This window comes from Desulfobacula sp. (assembly GCF_021107415.1).
Map to the genome: position 1 here is coordinate 1 of NZ_JAIOSW010000422.1, position 25,127 is coordinate 25,127.

Annotated in this window: 21 protein-coding genes and 1 riboswitch; of the genes, 4 read left to right on the plus strand and 17 right to left on the minus strand. The window is 39.0% G+C overall.

Annotated features, from left to right (window positions below; genetic code table 11):
• Positions 1-201 (plus strand): hypothetical protein (locus K8S13_RS21210; protein ID WP_291465720.1); only part of this gene is annotated, 201 nt, incomplete at its 5' end.
• 10 nt (positions 202-211) lie between these two features.
• On the opposite strand, the gene K8S13_RS21215 is transcribed toward K8S13_RS21210, so the two are convergent.
• Genes K8S13_RS21215 through K8S13_RS21225 form a run of 3 tightly spaced genes read right to left on the minus strand, consistent with a single transcriptional unit; the run spans position 212 to position 3,626 of the window.
• Positions 212-928: an ABC transporter ATP-binding protein gene (locus K8S13_RS21215; RefSeq protein ID WP_291465721.1), complete on the minus strand. Its 717-nt coding sequence runs from the start codon at positions 926-928 to the stop codon at positions 212-214.
• A complete protein-coding gene (locus K8S13_RS21220) occupies positions 928-2,598 on the minus strand; it encodes an iron ABC transporter permease (RefSeq protein WP_291465722.1) in 1,671 nt (556 codons plus the stop codon). Before K8S13_RS21220 ends, K8S13_RS21215 begins: the two co-directional genes overlap by 1 nt.
• Entirely contained in the window at positions 2,574-3,626 is a 1,053-nt protein-coding gene (locus tag K8S13_RS21225) for a thiamine ABC transporter substrate-binding protein (RefSeq protein WP_291465723.1), read from the minus strand. The genes K8S13_RS21220 and K8S13_RS21225 overlap by 25 nt, the downstream gene beginning before the upstream one ends.
• A 60-nt stretch (positions 3,627-3,686) precedes the next feature.
• Positions 3,687-3,791: riboswitch (TPP riboswitch) on the minus strand.
• Positions 3,792-4,008: 217 nt separating this feature from the next.
• Here K8S13_RS21225 and K8S13_RS21230 point away from each other — a divergent pair.
• Positions 4,009-7,119, plus strand: a complete 3,111-nt coding sequence (locus K8S13_RS21230; RefSeq protein ID WP_291465724.1) for a trypsin-like peptidase domain-containing protein — start codon at positions 4,009-4,011, stop codon at positions 7,117-7,119.
• A gap of 43 nt (positions 7,120-7,162) precedes the next feature.
• Here K8S13_RS21230 and K8S13_RS21235 read toward each other — a convergent pair whose 3' ends face one another.
• The 7 genes from K8S13_RS21235 to K8S13_RS21265 form a co-directional block, all read right to left on the minus strand.
• Positions 7,163-8,482 carry a replication-associated recombination protein A gene (locus K8S13_RS21235; RefSeq protein WP_291465725.1) on the minus strand — a complete coding sequence of 440 codons (1,320 nt, stop codon included), beginning with the start codon at positions 8,480-8,482 and terminating at the stop codon, positions 7,163-7,165.
• 5 nt (positions 8,483-8,487) lie between these two features.
• Positions 8,488-9,936: a ribosome biogenesis GTPase Der gene (gene der / locus K8S13_RS21240; protein WP_291465726.1), complete on the minus strand. Its 1,449-nt coding sequence runs from the start codon at positions 9,934-9,936 to the stop codon at positions 8,488-8,490.
• 190 nt (positions 9,937-10,126) lie between these two features.
• Entirely contained in the window at positions 10,127-10,438 is a 312-nt protein-coding gene (locus K8S13_RS21245) for a hypothetical protein (protein WP_291465727.1), read from the minus strand.
• A 224-nt stretch (positions 10,439-10,662) separates the two neighbouring features.
• A complete protein-coding gene (locus K8S13_RS21250) occupies positions 10,663-11,070 on the minus strand; it encodes a threonyl-tRNA synthetase editing domain-containing protein (RefSeq protein ID WP_291465728.1) in 408 nt (135 codons plus the stop codon).
• Positions 11,071-11,377: 307 nt separating this feature from the next.
• Positions 11,378-11,671: a nucleotidyltransferase family protein gene (locus K8S13_RS21255; protein WP_291465729.1), complete on the minus strand. Its 294-nt coding sequence runs from the start codon at positions 11,669-11,671 to the stop codon at positions 11,378-11,380.
• 124 nt (positions 11,672-11,795) lie between these two features.
• The gene (locus K8S13_RS21260; protein ID WP_291465730.1) at positions 11,796-12,590 is read right to left on the minus strand and encodes a DnaJ domain-containing protein; all 795 of its coding nucleotides are present in this window, start codon (positions 12,588-12,590) and stop codon (positions 11,796-11,798) included.
• 228 nt (positions 12,591-12,818) lie between these two features.
• Positions 12,819-13,079, minus strand: coding sequence for a hypothetical protein (locus tag K8S13_RS21265; protein WP_291465731.1), 261 nt, complete (start codon positions 13,077-13,079; stop codon positions 12,819-12,821).
• 446 nt (positions 13,080-13,525) lie between these two features.
• Here K8S13_RS21265 and K8S13_RS21270 point away from each other — a divergent pair, with 446 nt between their 5' ends.
• A complete protein-coding gene (locus tag K8S13_RS21270) occupies positions 13,526-13,732 on the plus strand; it encodes a DUF488 family protein (protein WP_291465732.1) in 207 nt (68 codons plus the stop codon).
• A gap of 16 nt (positions 13,733-13,748) precedes the next feature.
• Entirely contained in the window at positions 13,749-14,291 is a 543-nt protein-coding gene (locus tag K8S13_RS21275; RefSeq protein WP_291465733.1) for a rhomboid family intramembrane serine protease, read from the plus strand.
• A gap of 249 nt (positions 14,292-14,540) precedes the next feature.
• Here the strand turns inward: K8S13_RS21275 and K8S13_RS21280 are convergent, their stop codons facing one another.
• From K8S13_RS21280 to K8S13_RS21310, 7 genes are all read right to left on the minus strand, one after another.
• Entirely contained in the window at positions 14,541-16,724 is a 2,184-nt protein-coding gene (locus tag K8S13_RS21280) for a type IA DNA topoisomerase (RefSeq protein ID WP_291465734.1), read from the minus strand.
• A 94-nt stretch (positions 16,725-16,818) separates the two neighbouring features.
• The gene (locus tag K8S13_RS21285) at positions 16,819-17,154 is read right to left on the minus strand and encodes a phage holin family protein (RefSeq protein ID WP_291465735.1); all 336 of its coding nucleotides are present in this window, start codon (positions 17,152-17,154) and stop codon (positions 16,819-16,821) included.
• Positions 17,155-17,416: 262 nt separating this feature from the next.
• A complete protein-coding gene (locus K8S13_RS21290) occupies positions 17,417-17,905 on the minus strand; it encodes a chromate resistance protein ChrB domain-containing protein (RefSeq protein ID WP_291465736.1) in 489 nt (162 codons plus the stop codon).
• Positions 17,906-17,908: 3 nt separating this feature from the next.
• A complete protein-coding gene (locus tag K8S13_RS21295; protein WP_291465737.1) occupies positions 17,909-18,628 on the minus strand; it encodes an ABC transporter ATP-binding protein in 720 nt (239 codons plus the stop codon).
• Entirely contained in the window at positions 18,576-20,231 is a 1,656-nt protein-coding gene (locus K8S13_RS21300; protein ID WP_291465738.1) for an iron ABC transporter permease, read from the minus strand. The genes K8S13_RS21295 and K8S13_RS21300 overlap by 53 nt, the downstream gene beginning before the upstream one ends.
• A gap of 12 nt (positions 20,232-20,243) precedes the next feature.
• Positions 20,244-21,263 (minus strand): extracellular solute-binding protein, encoded by a 1,020-nt coding sequence (locus K8S13_RS21305; protein ID WP_291465739.1) that lies wholly within the window; start codon positions 21,261-21,263, stop codon positions 20,244-20,246.
• Positions 21,264-21,323: 60 nt separating this feature from the next.
• On the minus strand, positions 21,324-25,127 hold the full coding sequence (locus K8S13_RS21310; RefSeq protein WP_291465740.1) for an RHS repeat-associated core domain-containing protein: 3,804 nt from the start codon (positions 25,125-25,127) through the stop codon (positions 21,324-21,326).

Consider the following 25,127-nt stretch of genomic DNA (forward strand, 5'->3'; position numbering starts at 1 on the left):
TATACAATCATCTACTCAATGAATCAGGAACCTTCCTATGCCGTACTTTATGGAAAAACTTTGGACCATTACAGGTTTATTGCAAGAACACCAAACCATCCTGATATTTTCAAGCTGCTCACCTCAAAAAATATGGTCGGACAAAAAGTAAATATTGGCTTTAATTCTTCCCAAAATATAAATATTGCCGATCTGGTATAGCCATTTTAGGTTAAAGTCCTAAAAACTCTTTAATCCATTGATTTTTTGGGGTTTGGACAAGTTCGTCGGGTGTGCCTGTCTGCTCAATTTGTCCCGTATTCATGACAATAACCATATTCCCAGCAGCAAAGGCTTCTTCATGATCATGGGTAACAAAAATTGTGGTGATGTTAAGCTTTGAAATAATATTAGTCAGTTCTATTAAAAGGCGCTTTCTCAATACCCTGTCAAGTGAGCTTAAAGGTTCGTCCAGCATCAACAGGCTGGGCTGGGGGGCCAGTGTTCTGGCCAGGGCAACCCTCTGGCGTTCCCCGCCGGAAAGATCATCAACATGTCGTGTTTGAAGGCCCGTAAGACCCGTCAGCAAAAGCATTTCATTGACACGTGATTCAATTTGGGCTTTATCCATACCTTTCATTTTAAGACCAAAGGCAATATTATTAAACATATTCAGATTGGGAAACAAGGCAAATTCCTGAAACATCAGACCAAAATTTCTTTTATGGGGCGGGCAGTCATTCATTGGCTGCCCGTTAAACAAAATATGGCCTGAATCAGGATTTTCTAGCCCTGCGATGAGTCTTAGCAATGTGGTTTTCCCGCTTCCGGAAGGGCCAAGAACAGACAGTTTTGTGCCCTGCTTCAGCCTTAAATCTATGTCTTGCAGGATAAGACTTCCATCATCAAATTTTTTATTGATATGCTCAAGGACAAGCTCGTTTTCCATTAGAATCCTTCTGAATTTTCTATTCTGAAATTTTCAATCACAACAAAACCAATGGCCGTCACCAACATCAATATAGTTGAGATGGCCATGGCCTGTCCATAATTCATTGCTCCGGGCTGCCCTAAAAACCTGTAGATAGCAACCGGAATGGTCGGTGTTTCAGGTCTTGCCGTAAAAATGGTTGCTCCAAACTCCCCCAGGCTGATGGTAAAGGCAAAAATCGCACCGGCCACCAAGGCTTTTGAAATAAGCGGCAGATCAACGGCCTTAAATATTTTCAATGGGGACGCCCCCAGCACGGATGCCGCATCAGTCAGATGCTCGGGAATCGATCTTAAAGCCGGCAAAATTGATCTTAAGACAAATGGAAACCCGACCAGAGCATGGGCAATGGGAATTAAAAAAATAGATGTTCTTAAATTTAATGGGGGTTTATCAAGGGTTATAATAATGCCAAATCCTAATGTAACAGCAGAAGTTGATAAGGGAAGCATGAAAATGGGATCAAAAAATGAAGTCAGTCTATTGTCTATCTTCCGGTCACAGAACCGGATAAAAAAAGCCGCGCACACACCTGTTATAACAGCAATCACCAGGGCGGTTCCTGCAAACAAAAGAGAATATTTGATGGCGTGAAACGGCGGGATATAGAATATGGAGTCTGATCTGTTTTCAAAAAGCGCTTCATAAAAAATAAAAGACAATTCATTATTATGGGTCAACGACTTGGTCACAAGGGCCAATAACGGAACAACACACAACCCGACAATAAAAATGACAACACTTGCGATGATCATTTTTTCCCACAAAAAAACCGGTTTTTTAAGATTTGAGTATTCAGCAACAGGAGAAAACCTGGCTGCTCTTTTTGTAAATGAGGTATAGATCCACATCAAGGCAAATGTAAACCCGATTTGAATTAAAGACAGAAAAGATGCCAGAGGAAGATTAAACAAATGGGCTGCCTGTCTGTATATTTCTGCTTCAATCGTAGAGTATCCAGGCCCCCCCAGGATCAGAATAATTCCAAAACTGGAAAAACAGAAAATAAACACCAGGGTTGATGCTGCAAAAATGGCAGGTTTTAATAATGGCAGGGTAATATTTAAAAATACCTGCACGGGACTTGCCCCCAGCATCATGGCTGCCTCTCTGGTCCGGCCCTGGAGAGAAGACCAGAACCCTGTAATAATCCTTAACATGACTGAAAAATTATAAAAAATATGGACCAGAAGAATCAGCACCAAAGGATGTTCTATTTTTACACCGAAAAAAAAACCATTATTCCCAAAGCAGGCCTGAAACGCCGCTGCCACAACAACTGCAGGAAGGACAAATGGAATGGAAGACAGGATTTTAATTAATTTTTTCCCTTTAAATGCATAATGGGACAGGACAAAGGCACAGGGCAGCGCACAAATAAGGGTTAATAAAGTTGAAAGTCCCGCCTGCCAGAAGGTAAACCATATGATTTTCATCATTCTTGTTGAAGCGAATACCTGATCCAGAAAACTAAGATCTATCTTTCCTTTCTGGAAAAAACTTTTTATAAAAATCCCGGACAAGGGGTAAAAATAAAAAAGGAGAAAAAAACAGGCCGGAACCAGCCCGGCCAGAGCATAGGGGTGAAGTTGCAGCCTTTTTTTTATTGGAGTAATTGTTCTGTCCATTCTCTGATCCAGACATCTCTTTTGGTATCAATTAATTTGGAGTCCAAAAGTGCCGGCTGTCTTGTTATACTGGCGTGTTTTTTAAACACCTCGGGCAGTTCAGCAGTTTTGTTTGCCGGAAAAACAAACATCTGTAACGGGATATCTTCCTGGAAATCTTTTGACAGGATAAAGTCCATGGTTTTTTTGGCAAGTGCCATGTTGGAAGATCCTTTTAAAATCCCTGCAAACTCAATCTGCCTGAATGCGGAACCATTTTCAATCACCACGCCGGTGGGAGCCCGGGTAAGTTTTGTTTCAGAAAAAAAGACTTCAGCAGCCGGGCTTGATGCATAACTGACAACAATGGGTTTGTCCCCTTTAGATGCTGCGGTAAATTTTCCCCAATAAGCTTCTTTCCAGCCATTGGTCACAAGAACCCCATTGGCTTTAAGTTTTTGCCAGTAATCAATATACCCGTCCTGGCCAAACCGGCTGATGGTGGCCAGCAAAAAGGCAAGTCCCGGAGAAGAGGTTGCAGGATTTTCAACAACGGTTAATCCTTTATAAGCAGGTTTTATTAAATCTTCCAGCATGACGGGCGGCTCTTTATTATTATCCTTAAACCACTTGATATCATAATTCAAACAGACATCGCCAAAATCCACAGGAACAAGTTGGTTTTCAGAATCCAGCCTTAAAGCATTATCAACCTCATCCAGATGCGAAGGGGCATAGGGAACAAACATATCTGCTTTTAAAGCCCTGCTTAAAAATGTATTATCCACCCCGTAAAAAATATCGGCAAGGGGATTGTTTTTTGATAAAATCGCCTTGTTAAGTGCTTCTCCTGCGTCTCCTGATTTCAGGATAACTATTTTTGCATGGAATTTTTCTTCAAACCTTGAAACAACCTCTTTGCTGACACTGAAACTGTCATGGGTCATAATGGTGACAACAGGAACTTGTTTTTGTTCTTCCTTTGAACAGGCATAAAGGCTGAACAGTAATAAGCATACTATCATCAAAAAAACATTTAATTTCATCATCTTATCTCCAAAATAAAAAAACCATTCTCTGAATAAAAAGCACCTGATTATCAGAGGATGGTTCATCATAAATTCGTTCCCTCCGCCGGTATTATCCGGATCAGGTTATGAACGGTCGGGCCAAACCCCTCTCAGCATATCAATCATGCTCCCGCACAAATCTTTTTTCTTTAGTATTCAATAAAACGATTCCCACAGGCTGTCAAGCAATAAATTTGATATGGTCAGATCTTTTTCTCTTTATCCTTTTCTCTTTTTCTCTTTATTGACTATTTTTGCTAAATATCTTATTATTAAAGAAAAATATCTCATTTTGTGATGACTAACTTAAGTTTGCAATCAATCCTCATGCAAACTTATAAATCGATAAAGAGTTCGTGCTATGAAACAATGCAAATCATGCGGACAAAGTCTCTCTCAAAAGCTTACAATGTGCCCGGCCTGCGGCAGCCACATCGTAAGCGGAATAAAATATATTGATGATTACAAAATTGTGACCATTATCCATGAGGGCCGTTCCTCTCTTGTCTGCAAAGCAGTAAAAGACCATGGTGAAAAGCCTGTCTCCATCAGACTGTTCACAGAAAAATCAGGCGTAGATGACCGTGTTGCCAAACGGCTTGAAAAAGAACTCGAAGAACTTAACAAACTTCCATCAGAGCACTTTGTTCAACATTATGCCATTAAAAAAAGTGATAAAGGGCTCTGGTACAGGGTCAGTGAATGGGTCGATGCAGCTGATTGGGGATCTATCTTTGTGTCCGGACTGTTGAATGATCAGCGCAGAATAGTCACCCTTTTCCACAATATTGCTTCCGTTCTTGATCTCTTGCATAAAAAAGATCATTTCATGCCCTACCTGATTCTTGATGATATCCTGATCCCCAAGGGAAAGACCAATGATCTCCATGTAAAAATCAATTACAAGCTTTCCAGATTTCTGAATGCAAGGGCAACCCACCATGGTCCCATGCTGCAAAAACTGCTGGATTGCCATCCCGACATTATTAATAAGAGAGCTATTGATTTTAAAAGTGGTATCTGGTCTCTTGGAAAAATATTTATTGAGCTGTTAACCGCAGATCACAATCTGAAAAACTTCTCCTCAAAGGTTGATGACTTGAAAGGTCTGGACACTGAACTTGCCGTACTGATCAAAATCATGCTGTCGGATGACCCGGACCTGCGGCCTCAAACCATGAGCAAGGTGACGTCTGCATTATCACGTATTTTAGACCGGCTGCCCTATTCAAACCAAAAGACATCCCCATACAAAAAAAAGCCCAGGCTGCTCAAGGAATTACGGTGGTTTAAAAAAGTAGTGGTATTACTGATTTTAATTATTGCGGGAATCGTCGCCTTTGGCACCATCTCATGGCTGTATGTCAATTTTGATAAAAACAAAAAAGAAGTGGTACTTTCTAATTTTGTAGAATCCTATGCCGGTTCCGTTGCATTTCTAATGGTGGAATACTGGCTGTCCGATACCAAACAAATTATATATAAGAACAGGGTGGAAGGCACAGCCTTTCTGGTGGACAGCAGCGGATATCTTTTAACCAATCGTCATGTCGCCTGTCCATGGCTTGACGACATCTCCCTTTTCCAGGCGTATAACCAATATGCCATTTTAAAGAACCCCATAGAATTTGATTACAGGATGTTTTTATGGTTTGAAGGGAAAAAAGCATTCAACCGTTTGCCGGCATTAAGAGACAGCGTGGAATTGTCGGATTCTTATTATCTTTCATCCGCATACAGTGCCGGTGGCGAAGGCAACCTGAGAATCATCGGGGTTCCAAGGTCTTCCATGAAAACCGGCGAAAGGATAAAATCTCCGTTTAAAAATGATTTTGCGGTTTTAAAAATTGATACTCTTCCTTCTAATCTGAAACCCCTGCCCCTTGAAACGACAATTTCTTCCGATGATATCCAGCGCCTCTCACCTGTGGCAATTTTAGGATTCCCCTTGGGAAACCGCACCCAGGATGACCACATTAATACAAGTATTACAAGGGGGCATGTCAGAAGAACCACCAGGGAAATAATCCAGGTGGATTCCTCTATTTATAAGGGGAACAGTGGCGGTCCTGCCATCAATGCTAAAGGCAATGTCATCGGGATTGCATCGGGAGTGATATCTGATCAGACAAGTGGATATTTTAAAATCAACACGCCTTTATCGGATTTCGGACTCATACTGCCCATCTTACGACCGGCCAGGTTTGTTGAATCGATTAAAACAGGTCAGCCCCATTGGAATGGAGTTCTTGATTTTTCTCTGGAATCCAAACTTGAACAGATTACCAGCCTTGCAAATGAAAATAAGTTCAAAGAAGCCGCAGAACTAAATGAAACCATGCTTAAAACAAGCAAAGACCCTGTCCTGCTATTTTCAGCAGGGATGCTGAATTTTTGTACCGGGGATTTTAATAAGAGCAGGCATTTTTTTAAAAAACTTTCCTTGATTGAACAGGAAAATACCACATCCAGACTGATGCTCTATATTATCGACTGGATAAAAACCCGTGAAAAAACCAATGCACTTACAAAAAGCCTTTTTACTATGGACTGGTATGAAGAAGATGAATTTTTAAGTTATCTGGCAACAATATTAAGAGATAAAAAAAGAATGAATCCTGAATTTATTGACTATGAAAACCGGTCGGAAAAAAGCTGGAGACTGTTTATCGAAGGGCTTATTTTAGAAGATAATAATGAAATGGGGATTGCCGGAAAAATGTTTAAACAATCCATTCTAAATACCGGTATCAATGATTGGGTTTATTATCTTTCTTTTTCAAGGCTGAATCGCATCCAGGAAGAACATGCAAGATATCTGGAAGATAAACATGCGCACAAAAAGGATGTTGAAGCATTCAGGCACAAAGCTCTGGAATACAGGAAACAGGCAGCCGAACACAGGGCAGCGATGACGGCATTGATTAACCAGTTTGAGTCAGTCAAACTTAAACATGAAGAAAAAATCCAACTCTATATCAAGCTTCTTGAACTGGCACCGAAAAACAGGACCATTGTCGGAAGAATCGCTTTTTACCATACCGAGAACAGTGAATGGCAAAAAGTGCTTGATTTCATTGATATTTTTTTTAAGCAGCCCACCCGGGAGTCCGCCTTAAGTCTCAGCCTGGGATTATTAAAAGGAGAAATCCTGAATATCATGGGAAAGCACCGGGAATCAAAGGATCACTTAACAAAATTTTCAAAAGAAACCCTTAACCCCTGGTACAGCATTATCAGCAAACACCTTGTTTTAAAAACAAAAGAAGACCGGCTGATTAAACTTGCCGGTAAAAAACCTGAAAAATTAATTACCCTGCACACGGCACTGGGCTTGTGGGCGGAAGGAGATCAAAACAGGAAAAAAGCAGCCCACCATTACCGGGAGGCATTAAGTTCGTATCTTGATGACTGGAATGAGTACGATCTGGCTCTTGGCAGACTCATGCTTTTCAGGCAGCCCCTTAACTGATTCATCAAGAAGCATTCAATCAATACACATCAGGACTGTCTATTTATGTTTTCTTTTTTAATTTGATCCAATTCTCTATTCGCTGTTTTACGGTTTTCTCGTATCCCCGATCCGTTGGGAAATAAAATCTTTGATCTTCAAGGTCACCCGGCAGATAGGACTGGGGAATATAAGCATCCTTATAATCATGGGCATACTTGTACCCTTTACCGTAATTCAAATCTTTCATCAGCTTTGTCGGAGCATTCCTGATTACAAGCGGGACCGGGGAGTAACCGATTTCTTGAATCATCTTTTTTACTTGTTTATGCGCCGTATAAACGGCATTGCTCTTGGGAGCGGTTGCAAGATAGATCGCTGCCTGAAACAGGGCATCATCTCCTTCGGGGTGGCCCAAAATCCGAAAAGATTTACTGGCATTCAAGGCCATGGTCAGCGCTCCCGGATCAGCCATGCCAATATCTTCTGTTGCAAATCGTATCATTCTTCTCAGCATATAATAGGGGTCATCCCCAGACATTAACATACGTTCAAGCCAATAAACCGCTGCATCCGGGTCACTGCCCCGCATGCTCTTAATAAAAGCGGAAATCAGGTTAAAATGCTCCTCACCTGCCTTATCATATAATAGTGATTTTTTTTCAATGGCCGACTCAACATCCTGGACATTAATCTGTTTTTTTTGTGCAAAATGAAGCATTGCCGTCTCAAGATTGGTCAGAGCAATCCTGGCATCGCCGTCAGACACCCTTGCAATATGCTCCAATGCGTTAAGGGACATCCTCTCCGGTTCAAGCCCCAGACCGTTTTCAGGATCTATCAATGCCCGTTTTAAAATAATCAAAATGCTTTCTTTTTCAAGATTTTTTAAAGTAAATACCCTGCATCGGGATACCAGGGCGGGAATAACTTCAAAGGAAGGATTTTGGGTGGTCGCGCCCACAAGGGTAATCAGCCCTTTTTCCACATGATGAAGAAAGGCATCCTGCTGAGCTTTATTGAACCTGTGGATTTCATCCACAAACAGGATGGTTCTTTTTTTATACAGGGTCCGTCTTTCCCTGGCTTGTTTGATAATCTGCCGGATGTCTTTAACCCCGGACAAAACAGCGGAAATCTCTACAAATTCGGATTTTGTTTCATTGGCAATAATGCCTGCTATAGTTGTCTTGCCGCATCCGGGCGGCCCCCAGAGAAGGATGGAAAACAACCTGTCATCTTCAATAGCCTTTTGAAGAAGACGTCCTTTGGCAATGAGATGCTCCTGACCCACAAGTGCATCAAGGGTTCTGGGGCGCATCCTGTCAGCCAGGGGACTGGTTAAGGATTTGTCCTGATAATTTTGAGATTCAAAAAGATCCATTCTCTTTAAGAGTTGTCCCTATCCCTTTCTCTTTTTCTTTTGCTCTGTTCTTTTCTTAGCTTTTGTTTTTTTGTATTATGTTTTTTCTTTTTCTGAAAAATTCTTTCATCTTCTTTTGATCCACCGGAAAATTTTATTTTCCCTGTCTTTTCCCTGAAATAAAGTTTAATGGGTGTCAATTTTAAAGGAATCATCTGCCGCAACTGATTGATCAAATATCGCTTATAGGAAAAATGAACCGCTTTTGAAAAATTGACAAAGCAGACAAAGCACGGCGGTTTTGTGGCCACCTGTGTGGAGTAAAAAAATTTTAATCTTTTTCCTTTATGCAGTGAAGGCTCTTCCCTGTAAACAGCATCCTCAATAATCCGGTTCAGCACACCCGTATTAATTCTGTGACAATATTCCTTGTGAATCTTTACCACTTCATCCAAAATTTTATGACACCGCTGTCCTGTCAGGGCTGAAACTGTCATGGCGGGCGCATAGGACAAAAATTTAGACTTATACCTTAACTCCTCCATATATTTTTTAATACTTTTTCGTTCTTTATCTAAAAGATCCCATTTGTTTAACAGGAACATGGCACCGCATCCCCTGTCTTCAGCATATCCTGCAATGGTGATATCCTGATCTGTAATACCTTCATCCGAATCGATCAGAATTAACGCCACATCACACTCATCAAGGCTCTTCAATGATTTCAGGATGGAGAATTTTTCAATTTTCCGGGTGACCTTGCCCTTTCGCCGGATACCGGCCGTATCCACAAGGATAAACTGTCTGCCTTTATGTTCAACGCTGAGTTCTATGGCATCCCTTGTGGTACCGGCCTTTTCATTGACCACTATCCGCTGTTCGCCAAACAATCTGTTGGCAAGGGAAGATTTCCCTACATTGGGCCGGCCGACAATGGCGATTTTTATCCGGGAGTCTTCGTCTTCTTCCCCCTGCTCATATTCCGGTAAAGCTTTCACCAGGTCATCTAAAAAATCACCAATACCAATACCGTGTTCTGCTGAAATCTTATAAAAATGATCAATGCCCAATGAATAAAACTCTGAAAGCTCATCATGCTGTTTATAGCTTTCTATTTTATTGATCAGATAAAACACGGGTTTGGACATTCTGCGTAAAAAGTCAGCCAGCTCCCGGTCATAGGGTGACAATCCTGCCCGGCCATCCATGATGAATATGAGGACATCGGCCTGGTCAGCCGCAGCCGTCAACTGGTCTTTAATCTGGGAGGCAAAATAATCATCATCCGAACTTAAAAAACCGCCGGTATCAATCACGGTAAACTCAACATCATCCCATAGTGCATCCGCATAATGTCTGTCCCTTGTCACACCCGGAAAATCATCAACAAGCGCGCGTCTTGAACGTATAATCCTGTTAAACAGTGTGGATTTGCCCACATTGGGTCGGCCAAGAAGGGCCACAACTGGTTTCATGTTTTAACCTCCAAAAATTAAACCAAAATATTTTTCGTCTTATACAATATATTGAAATTTTTATAAATAGTAATGAAATTTTGCGCATAATAATAAAACCAATAAAAACGGCACCCATGGGCAGCAATCCATTGGTAATGGTCTATTTGAAGATGGGATTATACAGGCAGGCTATTGATAAAATATGCTATCAAGCGTAAACATTTATTTCCAAACTCTGCTTTTTCTGAGTAAATTCTCTTTCAATCCTGTTTTTTTCCTGAAGAAACTCTCTTTCAAGTTGTTGGGTTTCACTATTGTAATTTTGTTCCAGTGTATTTTTTTCCCCCTGATATTCTTGTTGAAGCTCTCTTGCTTCACGGGAAATATTTACTGTGTCATTGGATTCTTTGCGGTTTGAAGAAGAATGATCCGCACTATTTGAAGATTTATCGGTATTAGAAACATCCAGTTGAGCCTGGTATCCAGTTATATAATTTATGCCGGATGTAGTGGTCAACATTCATTTACCTCATTAACCTGATAATTTCAGGCCATTATATTAACAATCAGGCAGATCTTATATCCCAGAATCATGTTTAATCCCTTCACGCCACCCTCTGCCTTTGCTTACGATAAACTTTTATCAATGGAGTGTCAATGGTAATTCTATCCGGCAAAAATCAGCAGCAGACACCCATACCCTGTAGCAGGCACTGCAACTTCTACTGCTGGTCTTTTCTGCATCTAAAATTCCTTAAAAATTCTGGCGAGCGGGTGTCCTTTAGCTTCAATGACCAAATCATTGAAATATCCATATGCTGTCTGTAATGCTTGATATTCCGCTTTAACAAGCCTGTCTTGAACTCGATCCAAAAGTAACTTTGCCTGTTCCGGACCTGCTTTTTCTTCAGCCAAATGTGTGAATGAATGTAAAAGGATTTTCTTTACATCCCATTTGCGGGCAAGCCATTTAGCATTTTTTACAAGTTTTGTTTCCGATGAGCTACCATTCTGAATATCTTTTGGTTCAATATGAACAAAAGCAACTACAACCTTTTCATGTTCTTCTGGATCTGAAACTGGAGCAGTTTCAAGGGTCTTTATAGTTGGAGTCCAACCAAATTTATCGCAATACCAAAATAGCACTCTCATAAAGTCACCGGAAGTTTAGCTCTAAAAATTATCATAGCACCCTGCCTATCCTATTTTTCATTTCCTTCATTGTTTTCTAAAAGGTCGTTCTCATCTAAATCAATCAATTTCTGACAATACGGTCATGCTCAACCGTTTCACATTACCCTTCATTAAAAGCTTTTGGCAATGAGAGCGAAAATATGATTTTAATTTTGAATCGCTTTGTATCGGTTGAATTTTCTCATTAAGATTTATTCTTCTGTTCATTTAACCTCAAAAAATCATTACAAGCATTATCGTTATGAATTCTGATCCGCTTTCGTCATCATACATAAATAACATCCTTTGTTATTCGCTCTTTCAAAAGAGGACTCAAATCCTCCCAATAGGCAACAACATCTACAGGCACTCCAAGAAAATCTTCTAAGCTAATTTTTAAACCGATTCGGTTTAACAGATTTCGTTTGTTTAGCTCAACAACTATATCTATATCGCTACTTTCATTAATGGATCCCCTGGCAACGGATCCAAAAACGCCCATTTTAGTAATACCAAATCTCTTGGATTGATCTTTTTTATATTTTTTCAATAGGGCTATGATATGTTCTTTATTAATCAAGTCATGGCCTGATTATTTATTTTTATCTTCATACAGCGAACCTTTTTTACCAGATGTTATGGGTATTACACACAAGGTGATTGATCTTGCATTTATGGGTAGGAATCTATCTTTTGATGCCTGGTTAAAACGGAAGATACTTTCTAATTTTGCTCACAAGAGATAGTTTCGTTTCGATTTTCAGATACAGATTTCCTGCTTCCCTGTCCCCCTTGCTTTTCTCCCCCATACCCACAAGGCGGATCTGTTGTCCATGATGCACATTGGGAGGAATTTTCACCACCAACTTAATTGATTTCCATTTATGATAGTAGGCATAGGGACCGCCTTTTTTAGCCAGGTCGGAATTGATTTGAATGGTATCATGAAGGTTATTACCTTTCAGCGGAATCTTTTCACCTGATATATTTTGCAGCAATGTCCTGGCAAACCTCCTCATTTTGCCTGAGAGAGGAATCTTAAAAGGAAATTTTCCAAACTCCAATGTACCGAGAAAGAAAAAACCTTTAACTGAGAAACCAGAGTCTTTGAATTCAAATATTTTTCCTTTTGTACCATAAAACTCTTTAGAAATATCATCAAAATTTCTGAATCCAAAAGATTTTGCCAGTTCGTTAAACACATTGTGAATGTCGGTTCCAGTAAAAATATCTTGGTCTGAATAACTTTTTCGAAACTGTGAATAAGCATCGGCAGGATCGTATTGTTGCCGCAAAGAATCGTAATCACGTCTCTTTTTGGAATCGGACAATACGGCATACGCCTCGTTTACCTGTTTCATTTTATCAGCTGTATCGGCATTCCCCTTGTTTCTATCTGGATGGAATTTAAACGCCAAGTCACGATAAACAGCCTTTATTTGCAACTTATCAGCATTTTTTGAGATCCCTAATATCTGATAATAATCCTGATTTTCCATAATTTTATTCTAAATCTTAAAGCCTGAATCCCTTCCCTCTTCCCTCTTCCCCCGTACCCCCATCACCCATCCCTGTCATGTAGAGGCAGGATGGGTATTTGTACAGATATGGTAATGTGCAATTGCAAATTTATTTTGCAGATAATTGTTGGACAACTTCTGCCTCCGAGCTATCATCATGATTTGAGTTTCTCTATTAATTTTATTTCATTCATCTTTTTTTATGCTTTAGTTATCTTTTTTCTTTAATTTTTTTTCCATTATCTCATTAAATTTTTCAAGTTCCATGTAAGCCTTTAAAAATCCTGTTGTAAGTCCGTTTTGAACGATGAGATCCAGATCGGAGGAAATACCTTGCAGGCAACCGGCTATTGAAATTTTATGGTATTTATCAAATAGTTCACAATCCAGGCATTGATCTGGAGAATCACCGTACAACATATCCCTTCCCTGGGAGCCAAAGCATTCTTTTTTATTTAATATACTCATTTCCAATAATCCATTTTTAATGATTAATCCCACAACGGGGCAGAGACCTAAAACTCACAATCAGTAACAATTAAATTTAAAGATGTAAAGAATCAGTTAATTGAATTTTTCTATCAAATATCAAATAAAACCAAAAAGCATTTAAACACAAGCAGATTACTCCTTTACAGGAGTAAAAATGATAGACCAATTCAACCACAGAGAAAAATATCTGTACGACAATTATTTTAGTTCTTTAACTGGAGCTAAAATCCTTATCCTCATAAAATTATCTTCGAAAAAAGTTTGCTAATACCAAAGCTTGTCTTCTTTAGCAATATCTTATATTCTTCGTTGAGTCAAAAATTTTATCAACTGTATAACTCAAAAGAACCTCCTCTGGTGGTTTATTGGGGCACAAACTATTTAATAAAAGGGTTATATTCGCTCCTTCCTGGAAAATGGTCATGGGCTCAAAAGAAGGTAAAATTTCCTGGGATGAATATAAGAAAACATATAAGGATCTGATGCGAAAATCATATCAGCAGAACAAAGATATCTGGAATGAAGTTTTAGCCAGAGACGAAGTCACCCTGGTTTGTTTTTGCAAAGCAGATACAAATTGTCACAGGTATCTTCTATCAAAATATTTTTCAAAGCTGGGCACCGATTAATAGGGGAACGTAAACTATGAAAATCAAATACAACTCACCAGTCATTCTGACTTATTCCATAATATCAATATGCGTTTTGATTTTTTACAGTAGTGGTCTTTTAACAAGATACTTTTCTTCTCCGGCTCATTTCTCTTTTTCAGATCCATATTTTTACCTGAGATTGGTTTCATATATTGCCGGTCATGGGGGATGGGGTCACCTGATGGGGAATCTGATGATTATTCTTCTTGTAGGGCCACTACTTGAAGAAAAATACGGATCAGGCAAACTTTTGGAAATGGTTTTAATCACAGCCGTTGCTACGGCAATGCTTAATGCATTTTTATTTTCAACATCGCTTATAGGCGGAAGTGGCATTGCTTTCATGCTGATACTTCTCAGTTCTTTTTCAAACATCAGAGCCAGAGAAATTCCACTGACATTTATTATTATTGCAGTGCTTTTCATTGGTAGCGAAGTGGTCTCAACCCTGAAGATTGATAGGATCTCACAATTCAGTCATCTTGCTGGCGGATTTATTGGTGCGGGTTATGGTTTTATTCGAAGTGGCCGATGATAAAGGCTCCTGCACTGGCGTATTAAATACCAGGAATGCCGATTGGCCCGGGAAGATCTGGTATACCGCAACCAAATAGCAACAAAGTCACCACGAGAAGGATGATCGCTATCAAATGTGTTTTCATGTATCTTCACTCTTATTTTTTAAAATTTGAGCTTGCAATGAATCTTAACACTCTTTTTGTAAGACCCCAAATCCACATCACAATATTCGATGTGCATATCAAACTCGTATAGCAGTGGCAACTTAACGAAAGCAAGGGATTTGAAAAACTGAAATAGATAGATGTTCATCAACCGGCACTATTTCTATCAAGAATTGAGTTTGTGTGTTTTGAATCATTCTCATCTTTGCTTTGAATTTACTACCGGTTTTGTCTTTTAGCACATAAGGCCTTGTTGTCTTGCCTGTAAGAAGAGTTTCGATATTCTTTTCCGATAACTTTTTGCCTGAGATTTCCTTCCATATTACAAAAAGGCAATTGCCATCATCAGGCCGCCAGTTTGCGCAGCCATAACCTTTTTTGCCTTCAATTATTTTACCACCGCATAAAGGGCAGGCAGGACAGTTCCCGATGACTACTAAATCTTGAACATCAGTTTTAAAATTTCTTGATTCAAATTCTGCCACTTTAAGCTCGTTTACTGCATCTGTTACAAAATTTTTAATGTTTACAAGAAATTTTGTATCCATGCCCTCTCCAAGAGCAATGTTGTTAAGATTCATCTCCCATCGAGCTGTTTCTTCGGGTGATGTAAGGACAGAAGATACTGGACATTTTCTAAGCATATCAACCAAAAAACATCCTTTATCCATTGCAAGCAGTTGTTTGCCGGATCTTTTAATATATTTTCGAGAAATAAGAGTTTCAATGATCTGGGCTCTTGTTGACTGGGTGCCGATACCGATATCACCACGATAGAACTTTTTTATAGCCTCTTTTGAAACATATCTGCCTGGATTTGTCATATCTTTTAGCAGCAGCGAGTCTGTATATTCTGGAGGAGGTTTGGTCTGTTTTTCATCCGACATTATTTTTTTAGCAATACCAGTATCCCCTTGAACAAGAGCTGGAATATGTTCAACTATATCTTTATCTTTTGTTTTTTCTATGTAAACGCTCCTCCACCCTTGAACAAGTATTACCTTTCCACGGGTCTGAAACGTTTCATTACTAAATACGGTTATTACACGGGTATTTTCAAATTGACAATCAGGATGGAATGCTGCCGCAAACCGCCTCATTACAAGATCAAACACTTTTTTTTCATCCCCTGTTACTCCGGGGGGTAGTGGTTTGAACGGAATCAGAGCATGATGGTCGGTCAGCTTTGCATCATTGAATACTCTTTTGTTTAAAAGAGATAGCCTTTGCTGATCAATGTTTTTAAAAATTTCCAGATAAGAGCTATTAAGTTTTTTAATGATATTTTTAACCATATCGAGATTCTGAGTGCCTAACACCCTGGAATCGGTTCTCGGGTATGATAAACACTTTTTATCCTGGTACAATCTCTGTGCTATGTCTAAAGTTTTTTTTGCAGGAAAACCAAACTTTTTATTGGCTTCCTGTTGAAGATCGGTAAGGGAGAAAAGGAAGGGTGGTAATTCTTTTTTTTTCTCCTTTATTACTGATTGAACAACACCTGGAGATTTTTCATGGGTAAGATTTTTGTAAAGGTTTTGCGCCTCTTCCTTTTTTGTAAGTTTTGTATCTTCATTTTTAAACCAGTGCCCGATCCAATTCCCCTTATCATTGGCAAACAATACTTTTATTGTCCAATAAGTTTTTGGAATAAAATTATCTCTTTCTTTTTTACGGTCAGTAAGAAGGGCAAGAACTGCGGTTTGAACACGACCCACAGAAAAAAGATCTTTGAGTCTAACGGTAAGAACCCGGGTACAGTTCATACCGATCATCCAATCGGATACCTGTCTATAATAACCCGCACGCCATAACCTGTCATAATCAGTTACAGGCTTCAACTTTTTCATGGTGTTTCTGACAACTTCGGGAACAAGTGCCTGACTGGTCCAGAAACGTAAAATTCGGCTTTTATCCAAAAACCCCGACTCAAAAAGGATAGTTCGAGCTATCACTTCACCTTCACGCCCTGCATCTGTAGCTATTATTACATGAGTGAAGTTTTTTTTAGTAAGAAGATTTTTTATTGTCTTGAATTGTCGGTAAGTTCTTTTGATGGGTTTGTATTTAAATTTTTCGGGTATAAGGGGCAGTGTTTCTATTTTCCATTTTTTTAGATTTTTATCATAATCATCAGGTGCGTATAGCTCCACAAGATGCCCAACAGCCCAAGTGATTACATACTCATCCCCTTCAAAATAGCCTTCCCCTTTTTTCTTCACACCAAGAGCTTTTGCAAAATCAGATGCCACGGAAAACTTTTCTGTTAGGATCAAATCGGTCATAAAAAACCTTTTATATTAATTCCAGGATTTGTGCCAATGTTTTTTGGATACTGTTCAAACGTCATTATCTTTATAACAATTCGATCACACAAATTTACAAAAAAATCCAGTTAAGCAGTCTATCTGAAACCATTATCAAAAATGCTGCTAAAATTGTGGTACCGAAATTATCAATCTTAAAATCCTCTATTATTTTATCCGTGATCCATAAAAAAAAGGCATCAATAATAAACGTAAAGAGTCCGAATGTAATAAGTATTACCGGAAATGCAAAAAAGAATAGAATTTTTCCCAAAAGATAATTAATCACACTGTAAATAAAGGCAACAAAAATGGCTGTTCCGAAATTTTTAATATGTATTCCAGGCAGCATTTTTGCCACAATAAAAACGGCCAGACTTTTAAACAAAAAACTTAGGACAAGGGTCATAAAAACTCCATTTGTTTATTTTATATCAATTCTTTTATTAAAAATTTCATTGTACCTTAACTTTTACACCTGGACAAATTATAAAATCAAAATGACCGGAAAATAATAGGATTTCACAGTTCAGCCATATTGCTGGTGGTTTTATTGGTGCGGGTTACCTGAGAAGTATCGGAATTGAGAAAGTAAGAGGTTCGCTTGAAAAATTTTCTAAACACCATCAGAAAAATATTAAAATGAAATTTGCCCTTATTAGACTCTTTCATCATTCATTAAATTCACCATATAATTCATTAAAATATTTAAAACTGGACATAAAGCATTCTTCAGGTGTTTTGGATGTCTCCATAATTTTCTGAAATATGGAATAAATTTCCTCTGAATTCTTTATTTTTTTTTCACCCCAAAAATTAATCTCAATATCGTGAATAATCTTGGCGATCTGTTTCAGAGCAGGATCAGTGATTTTGTGCTTTTTCATGATATATTCAAAGCTCGAAAGTGTATGATAACGCCGGATGTCTGCCTGGGGCACATCAAAGGGAATGCCGTCTGATATGAGTGCCCCTTTTGCAAAAAACCGGAAAACAGCCTGTTTGTCAACAAACTGTTTCAAAAGCCAGGCAGAAGCACATTTATCAATTTCCATGTTCTCCCAGGTTGAATACACCGTCTGTTTTTTAGGGGACTGGGCCATTACAGACTGGGTGATGATCAAAATAATTACGATTGATAAAGATAACACTCGTTTCATCTATTACCCCTTAAAAAAATATTGAATAAATTTTGATTTCGGGTTTTTCACTAATTCCTCTTTAACACCTGTTTGAACAATTCGGCCATTAGACATCACACAGATTCTATCCGACATGAAAAGTGCCTCTTCCCTGTTATGTGTCACATAGATCATGGTGATTTTATACAGTTTAACAAGCTGCTTGATCAACAATAGAATATCATCTTTTTGAACGGTATCAAGGCTGTTTAATGGCTCATCCATTAAAAGGATGTCCGGCTCCAGTATAAGGGTTCTGGCAAGGGCGACTTTTTGTTTTTCACCACCAGACAAATGTTCGGGATACCTGTTAATAAATGAATCAATATCAATATGCCCACGCATTTTTTTTAATTTTTGTTTTCTTTTGTTTTTACTCATTCCAAGCGATATAAGTCCCAACTCAATATTTTCACGTGCTGTCATATGGGGCCACAGGGCAAGATCCTGAAAAATCATCCCAAGTCTTCTCCTGTTTGGCGGAATAATTATATTTTGGGGTTTGCTTGACTTGATTCCCTGGATATATATTTCACCTGCATCCGGCTTTTCAAGGCCTGCAATCAGTCGTAAAAGTGTTGTTTTGCCGGACCCGGAAGGCCCAACCACTACAACAGTCTCTTGTTTCCCAATTTCTAAACAGATATTGTCAAGCACTGTGGCTTTTTTGTATTGTTTTTTCAGGTTCAGTATTTGGATCATATGTTTTCCGTCTGTCTAAATTAGATTTTCTATACCATGAATTGAGCAATAACAGAATTGAAATAGGTATTAGGGTTATGGCAATAAGTATCAGGCACAGGCTTGCCACAAGATTACCCGCTCCATAATGCATCAGGGTATATATTCTTATGGACAGGGTTGCCTGTCCGGGCGGCATAACAAGCAGGCTTGCCCCCAGTTCACCCATACTTAGGATAAAGACCATGATCCATCCGGTAATCAGTCCGGGATTGGCGAGGGGTATCAATATTTTTAAGATCTGATCCTGCCAGGTAACATGTGATAAGCATGCTGCTTCTTCAAGATTGATGTTTATCTGTCTGAGATTTGCCGAGATTGCCTGTAAAGCAAATGGACTGAATCTTGCCATAAAAACAACAACAACAATTGCAGAACTTGTATAAATAAAATCAAACTGAGGTCTATTCCATACCTGTATCATGCCGATGCCCAGAATGGCCGGCAACACAATAAAGGGTAAAAATGAAAAGAGCTTGATAATTCCTTTACCCTGCCACTGGGTTTTTTCCAGGATGTAAGCGATGAAAAAACTTAAAGAAACGGCAACCGTTGCAGCAATTACCGACAAACCAAGGCTGGTCAATATTTGTTTATGAGCTGTTTTAACAGCCGTTATATACGAAGCCAAAGAACCTGCTTCATAAAATAATATTGTGATGGGGAGTACCACTGAAACCAATATGATAAAAACTTCGAATATCCATGCTGCTATCTGCCAGTTTCCCGGATTTATCCGGGTGAGCGTCTTTGCACCGGCTCCAATAGTGATATAAGATTTATCTTTCATGTACCGGTCCTGGACCAGGATCAATATGAAAGCAATAAGGACAAGGGGCATAGACAATGCCACAGCTCCCTTAGAATCATAAAAGGCGCTGAACTGTGCAAAGATTTCTACAGGAAAGACATTGACCCGCAATAAAGACGGTACGCCATAATTTATCATTGAAAAAATAAAAACAAACACGGCTCCAGCGATGATATGGGGCAGCACAAGCGGCAGTGTAATTCTTCTTGTCACATCAAAGTTGTGGGTGATAATTTTACCGGCATCCTCCATCTGTTGATCAATGCTGCGCAGTCCGCTGATGGTTAGGGCCGTAATAATCGGAAAGTAGGAAAGTCCCAAGATCAGGACAGATCCAACCAGACCATAAATTGTAAAGATCGGGGTTTCAAGATGAAATAAATTGTTTAAGAATTGATTAATGAATCCATTTGTTCCCAAAAGACTGATCCAGGCAATAGCATGAATATGGGGCGGAATAATCAGTGGAACAAGGTATAGATATTTGACAAATCGATGAAAGGAAAGATCAACTCTTTCGAGCAAAAACCCTAAAGGAACACCGATTAGTAGAGATAAAAGAGTTGCGCAAAATGCAAGCCTGATCGTATTTAAAAAAAAAATTCCCTGCCCATTTTTCATTAAAACATTTTTATAGCTTTCAAACGAAAGATGACCTTGATGAAAAAAAGAATCCACACCGATCCATATGGCCGGCAGAAGAACAATGATGATAAAAAAAGCCAGGGAGGTAAGAAGGATTATTTTCTTCATGAAAAAGTAGGTTTACCGGAGAAAATAATTTTTTATATATTGTGCGGTTTCTTCCATCTTGTCGGCAATTTCATCATACGAGATATCCATGGATCGTATTGAATCAAAAGAAGGGGTAGTGGCTGGTTTTGTGACATCATTTCTTACAGGGATTTGGACAGACGATGAAAAGGCGAGCTTGCTTTCAATCTCTTTGCTTAAAAGAAAATCAATAAATTTTTTACCATTTTCAGGATTGGGACAATTGTTAATCAATACAACAGTATTGGGGATTAAAAGCGTGCCCATGCCGTCCTGGTCAGGCATCACAATACCAATTGGTTTGCCTGCCAGAATAGCCATGTTGGCATCATCTGTATCTGTCAGGCCGGCCATGAGCTCACCATTGGCCACCTGGTCTTTTACAACAGAGTTGCCCTGGGCAATAATCACATGATTCTCTTTTAATGCTTGAAAAAATGATATGGCTTTAGCATTGCCCAGATAGGCAAATAATGCAGCTGCATGGGTGGCGGTTGTCCCAAACAAAGGATTGGCAATGGCAACCTGCCCGTTCCATTTTCGATCCGTAAAATCATAGATTGATTTCGGGAAATCATCAACATCAACCATGTCTTTATTATAAATAATCACACGGGATCTTGCCGCAAATCCGGTCCAGAACCCTTCTGGATCTTTAAACCCTTTTGGTATATCTTTGGCAGAATCGGAAATATATCTTTGAAGAATTCCTTTTTCTTTAAGAACAATGGTTCGGATATTCTCATTGTTCCAGAACACATCGCACCGGGGATGATTTTTTTCTGCGATTAAACGATTTACAATACCAGTCGTTTTTGTCGCTTCTACGTCATATACCGCCTTGACCTTAATACCTGAGATTTTCTCAAAGAGATCTAAAATAGGCTCGGAATATATCTGGTCGTGGGAAGTGTAGATAATTACATTATTTTGGATACCTTTTGACCAGCCTGAAGATGACAAAATAATGCACATTAAAAATGTATATAAAAACTTTTTTTTATATTTCATATAATTTAGTGTCCCCTGAATTCAAGTATGGTGTCTCTGAATTTTACCCCGAATTACGAATTAAAGTGGATTGCCCTTTGCATTTAATCCGATAATTCTTTGGAACCAAGGTCTGCGACTAAACAGAAGCCACGCACCATTGTTACTAACTGTCAATGTGCTCAATTCTACAGTACTGTTTGCTGCGATGACATCTGCATTCATAATGTCCGATAGTTGTCTGGCAAATGAATTATCACCCTTTCCGGCTTCGCATGCATAGAGTATTATTGTTTGTCCTTTTTTATAGTTATTATCATTTTCTATCATTTTTTTAAGCATTTCTGGCGTTATTATATTTTTGTATCCAGAATTAGGATTAAATTGATAACCATGAGCGACCACTGGATAATAAGGGGTTGGACGTCTTATATCAACAGTATTCCCTAGGGGTTCATTGTTAGGGAGGAGATTAATGCCTTTAGTAACTGTTAAAAGTCCGAAAGGATCAATCATAGTAGTAGGGCTGTTTAAAACGTAATTATACAAATTCATGCTGTCAAAGTAATCGATAGGATCTACTTGGAGGAACCTACCAATAACAGGGGAATAATATCTTGCTCGATAATAATAATTCCCTGTGCCGGCATCAAACCGCCTTCCAGTAAACAAATAGGGGTTCCCAACACTTGATTCAAGCAGAATAGTTCCAGTACTGCTTTTTATTTCCGGTGTGCCAAAAATATCATATGCATACTTTTCTATAATATTGCCAGAAGAGTTTGTTAAGCCCGATACGGAACCCAAACCATCGAAATGATAATAAAACTTGCCTCCGAAAGTCTCGATTACAACCGGTTCATCAATTCCGGATCCATAAACAAATTTGCGTAGTAAAATATCTGAACCATTGTATTCTGCAATGACTTGATTGTTGTCATAGATATATTTTGTGGTTTCAGAGGATCCAAACAGAGAAACACGGCGATCAAAGGCATCATAGGCATAAGAAAAAGTTCCGACAGGAGCTGTGGTCTGAATAAGCCTGTTTTCAATATCATATACATAAATTCGGATTTGATCCTGGGTCAGATTGCCGTTTATATCATATAAAAAAAAGGTTCCATTCACAGTAGTATACTGGTTCAGATTGTTAGCAGTATAATTTACTGTCTCTCCATTTGCTGTTGTGATCCGGTTGCCTGTCTTGTCATAATTATAAACAGTGTCGGGAAAGGCGGCAACTATAGGATAATCAACCCCGGTTAATTGAAAAATTATATCGTAGGTATAGGAATGAATACCATCCAATGCCGTCATGGTTTTCCGGTTTCCTGCCTTGTCATGGGTATAGGCATAGCTTGAAAAAGTTGTATCAGGAGAAACAATTTTATTAGTCAAATTTGTCAGGCGATATATTGCATTATAATTATATTCTGCTGCAGTTCCATTTGCCAGGTTAATCCGGGACCGTTGTTTAACCTTGTCATGGGTATAGTCTGCAATAACAGCATTTGATGAATCTCTGATTATATCAATCTGGTTCCGTGGATCATATTCCCGGGTGATAAAGCTTGCATCAGGATAGGTAATCTTTGTTTTGTTGCCAGCACCATCATATTCATATTCTATTGTTTTCCCATCCTGGATATATTGTAAAACCCGATGAAAGGCATCATAAGAATAGGAAATAGTGGATGAAGGATTGACTGCCGAAATGAGTCTTCCCAGATCATCATATCCAAAAACCGTCTGGGTTGAATCAGGATAGGTCGTAGTGGTCAGCCGGTTCAATTCATCATAGGCATAGGTTATGGTTCGGCTGTCCCTTACAGTTTTGGATTCTAAAGTACCAGTTTTATAATAGGTAAGCGCCTCAAAGGTGGTATCCGGATAGGTTGTTCGGATCAGACGATTGAGTTCATCATAGGTATAGGTGGTGGTATTGAGTCTGGCATCGGTTATGGAAGCAAGATTGTCATGGGCATCATAGGTCATACTGGTTTCATTGTTCATCGCATCAGTGATGTTGACCACCCGGTTAAACAGATCATATGCTTTTAGTGTGGTGTTGTTTTCAGCATCTGTTACTGAGGTGATGTTCCAATTGGTATCATAGGCATAGGAAATCGTATTATTCAGTGCATCTGTTATCTGAATAAGGTGGTCATAGTCATTGTATTCAAAATTTGTAACTCTGTTGAATGCATCTTCAACAGATGTCCTGTTTCCGTTTTTATCATAGGTCATGCGAGTAATATGATTCAACGGATCAGTAATGGTAATCAGCTCATTTTTGTCATTATATTCGCAGGAGGTAGTTTGATCATTTTGATCAATTACACTTTTAAGGTTACCCAGGATATCATAGGTAAAGTTTTGAGTGTAATTCAGTGGATCCCTGATTTCAGTAAGATCCCCATGGACGTTATAAGTAAAATTGGTGGTTTTGTTGTAGGCATTAGTCGTTGATAACAGATCACCGTTGGCCGGATCATATGTAAAGGTAGTCTCTTTGAGCAGTGGATCTGTAATTTTAACAAGATTTCCCCTGGCATCATAATCAAAAAAGATTACTCGCCCCAATTCATCTGTAATGGTTTTAATCCGGTTGAAAACAGGATCATAAGTAAAGGTTTGAATCCCAACAAGATGATCGGTCATTGTCAGCATATTGCCTTTGGTATCCCAAGTATAATTGGTGGTGTGTCCTTTGGGATTTTTTTCCGACATCAGGTTCATGTCTGAGTCATAGGTCTTCTCAGTTGTAATCTTGAGGTTTTCATAATCCTTAATGACTTTGACAGAATTTCCCTTGTCGTTCATTTGGTAAAAGGTTTTTGAAAGGTTTGGCTCGGTCACGATGGTAGTATGGGTCTCAATATCATATTCAAATCCAAAGGTTGCACCATTATAAATTTGAGAGACAACCCGGTCATTCACATCATATGAATTTTGCAGTTCAGTATAACCCCTGGGATCTGTGATGCTTGTCATGTTGTGGTCTACATCATAAGCATAGATATAAAAATCACCGGCAGAGTCTGTAATCTTGATCAAGTTGTTATCTGCATCGTAAGTATAGGTAGTTTCCCTGCTGGCAGGATCAGTAATTTTTGTCAGTCGTCCTAGACTATCGTAGTCAAATGTTATCTGCCGTCCGGATGTGTCGGCTATTTTTTCCAGCCTGTATTCATAGGCAATGACACTGGATGTCAGCGTCATCATATATTTAGACACCCCGACAATGGGTAGTTTACCTGCTGCACTATATTCAAACTGGATGGTATTATCATTAGGATCACTAATACTGGTCAGGTTCCCATTGAGATCAAATTCATATCTCATTCCGGTTTTCAGAGTTTTGGTATAAGTACCATTGGGGTTTTGTAAAATGACATCTTCGCAGCACCTGACCGATTTCCTGTATTCAAAACCGTTTTTAATATATTCAATCTTCCGACCAGTGTTATCGATAAAAAGAATATTACCGGAGCTCAGTTTTCTAATTTTGATATCATAGTTGAAAAACCAGCCGTACCCATATCTGCCATTGAAATTACGTTGACTTCTGTATGTGTGAAATGCATTAATATCAATGTCTCTTCCCGGAATTTTCAGACCTTGTCTTAATAAAACATACTCACCATTAAACAAAGAGACTGGATCGCCATCAAATGCTGGGTTTTCGTCGGCCTCGGGTTTAGTTTCTTCTCCATGAGGAACATCTCCACCGTCAGCCGTTGTTCCGCCTAAATAAGTACCCCCATGAACATCGCCGCCACCATCACCTGCATAGAGATAACCGGTATTAAATATAAGGGTAAAGCTGAGAAGTGTAACAACGAAAGAATCTTTAATCATCTTGTATCTATTAAAAAACAT

Excerpts from the sequence above, each read along its gene's own strand:
- K8S13_RS21245 (WP_291465727.1), bottom strand. The coding sequence starts at position 10,438 with ATGTTGACCACTACATCCGGCATAAATTATATAACTGGATACCAGGCT.
- K8S13_RS21215 (WP_291465721.1), bottom strand. The coding sequence starts at position 928 with ATGGAAAACGAGCTTGTCCTTGAGCATATCAATAAAAAATTTGATGAT.
- K8S13_RS21225 (WP_291465723.1), bottom strand. The coding sequence starts at position 3,626 with ATGATGAAATTAAATGTTTTTTTGATGATAGTATGCTTATTACTGTTC.
- K8S13_RS21270 (WP_291465732.1), top strand. The coding sequence starts at position 13,526 with ATGGGCTCAAAAGAAGGTAAAATTTCCTGGGATGAATATAAGAAAACA.
- K8S13_RS21290 (WP_291465736.1), bottom strand. The coding sequence starts at position 17,905 with ATGAAACGAGTGTTATCTTTATCAATCGTAATTATTTTGATCATCACC.
- K8S13_RS21280 (WP_291465734.1), bottom strand. The coding sequence starts at position 16,724 with ATGACCGATTTGATCCTAACAGAAAAGTTTTCCGTGGCATCTGATTTT.
- K8S13_RS21260 (WP_291465730.1), bottom strand. The coding sequence starts at position 12,590 with ATGGAAAATCAGGATTATTATCAGATATTAGGGATCTCAAAAAATGCT.
- K8S13_RS21230 (WP_291465724.1), top strand. The coding sequence starts at position 4,009 with ATGAAACAATGCAAATCATGCGGACAAAGTCTCTCTCAAAAGCTTACA.
- K8S13_RS21265 (WP_291465731.1), bottom strand. The coding sequence starts at position 13,079 with ATGAGTATATTAAATAAAAAAGAATGCTTTGGCTCCCAGGGAAGGGAT.
- der (WP_291465726.1), bottom strand. The coding sequence starts at position 9,936 with ATGAAACCAGTTGTGGCCCTTCTTGGCCGACCCAATGTGGGCAAATCC.
- K8S13_RS21285 (WP_291465735.1), bottom strand. The coding sequence starts at position 17,154 with ATGACCCTTGTCCTAAGTTTTTTGTTTAAAAGTCTGGCCGTTTTTATT.
- K8S13_RS21300 (WP_291465738.1), bottom strand. The coding sequence starts at position 20,231 with ATGAAGAAAATAATCCTTCTTACCTCCCTGGCTTTTTTTATCATCATT.
- K8S13_RS21250 (WP_291465728.1), bottom strand. The coding sequence starts at position 11,070 with ATGAGAGTGCTATTTTGGTATTGCGATAAATTTGGTTGGACTCCAACT.
- K8S13_RS21235 (WP_291465725.1), bottom strand. The coding sequence starts at position 8,482 with ATGGATCTTTTTGAATCTCAAAATTATCAGGACAAATCCTTAACCAGT.
- K8S13_RS21275 (WP_291465733.1), top strand. The coding sequence starts at position 13,749 with ATGAAAATCAAATACAACTCACCAGTCATTCTGACTTATTCCATAATA.
- K8S13_RS21295 (WP_291465737.1), bottom strand. The coding sequence starts at position 18,628 with ATGATCCAAATACTGAACCTGAAAAAACAATACAAAAAAGCCACAGTG.
- K8S13_RS21305 (WP_291465739.1), bottom strand. The coding sequence starts at position 21,263 with ATGAAATATAAAAAAAAGTTTTTATATACATTTTTAATGTGCATTATT.
- K8S13_RS21220 (WP_291465722.1), bottom strand. The coding sequence starts at position 2,598 with ATGGACAGAACAATTACTCCAATAAAAAAAAGGCTGCAACTTCACCCC.
- K8S13_RS21310 (WP_291465740.1), bottom strand. The coding sequence starts at position 25,127 with ATGTTTTTTAATAGATACAAGATGATTAAAGATTCTTTCGTTGTTACA.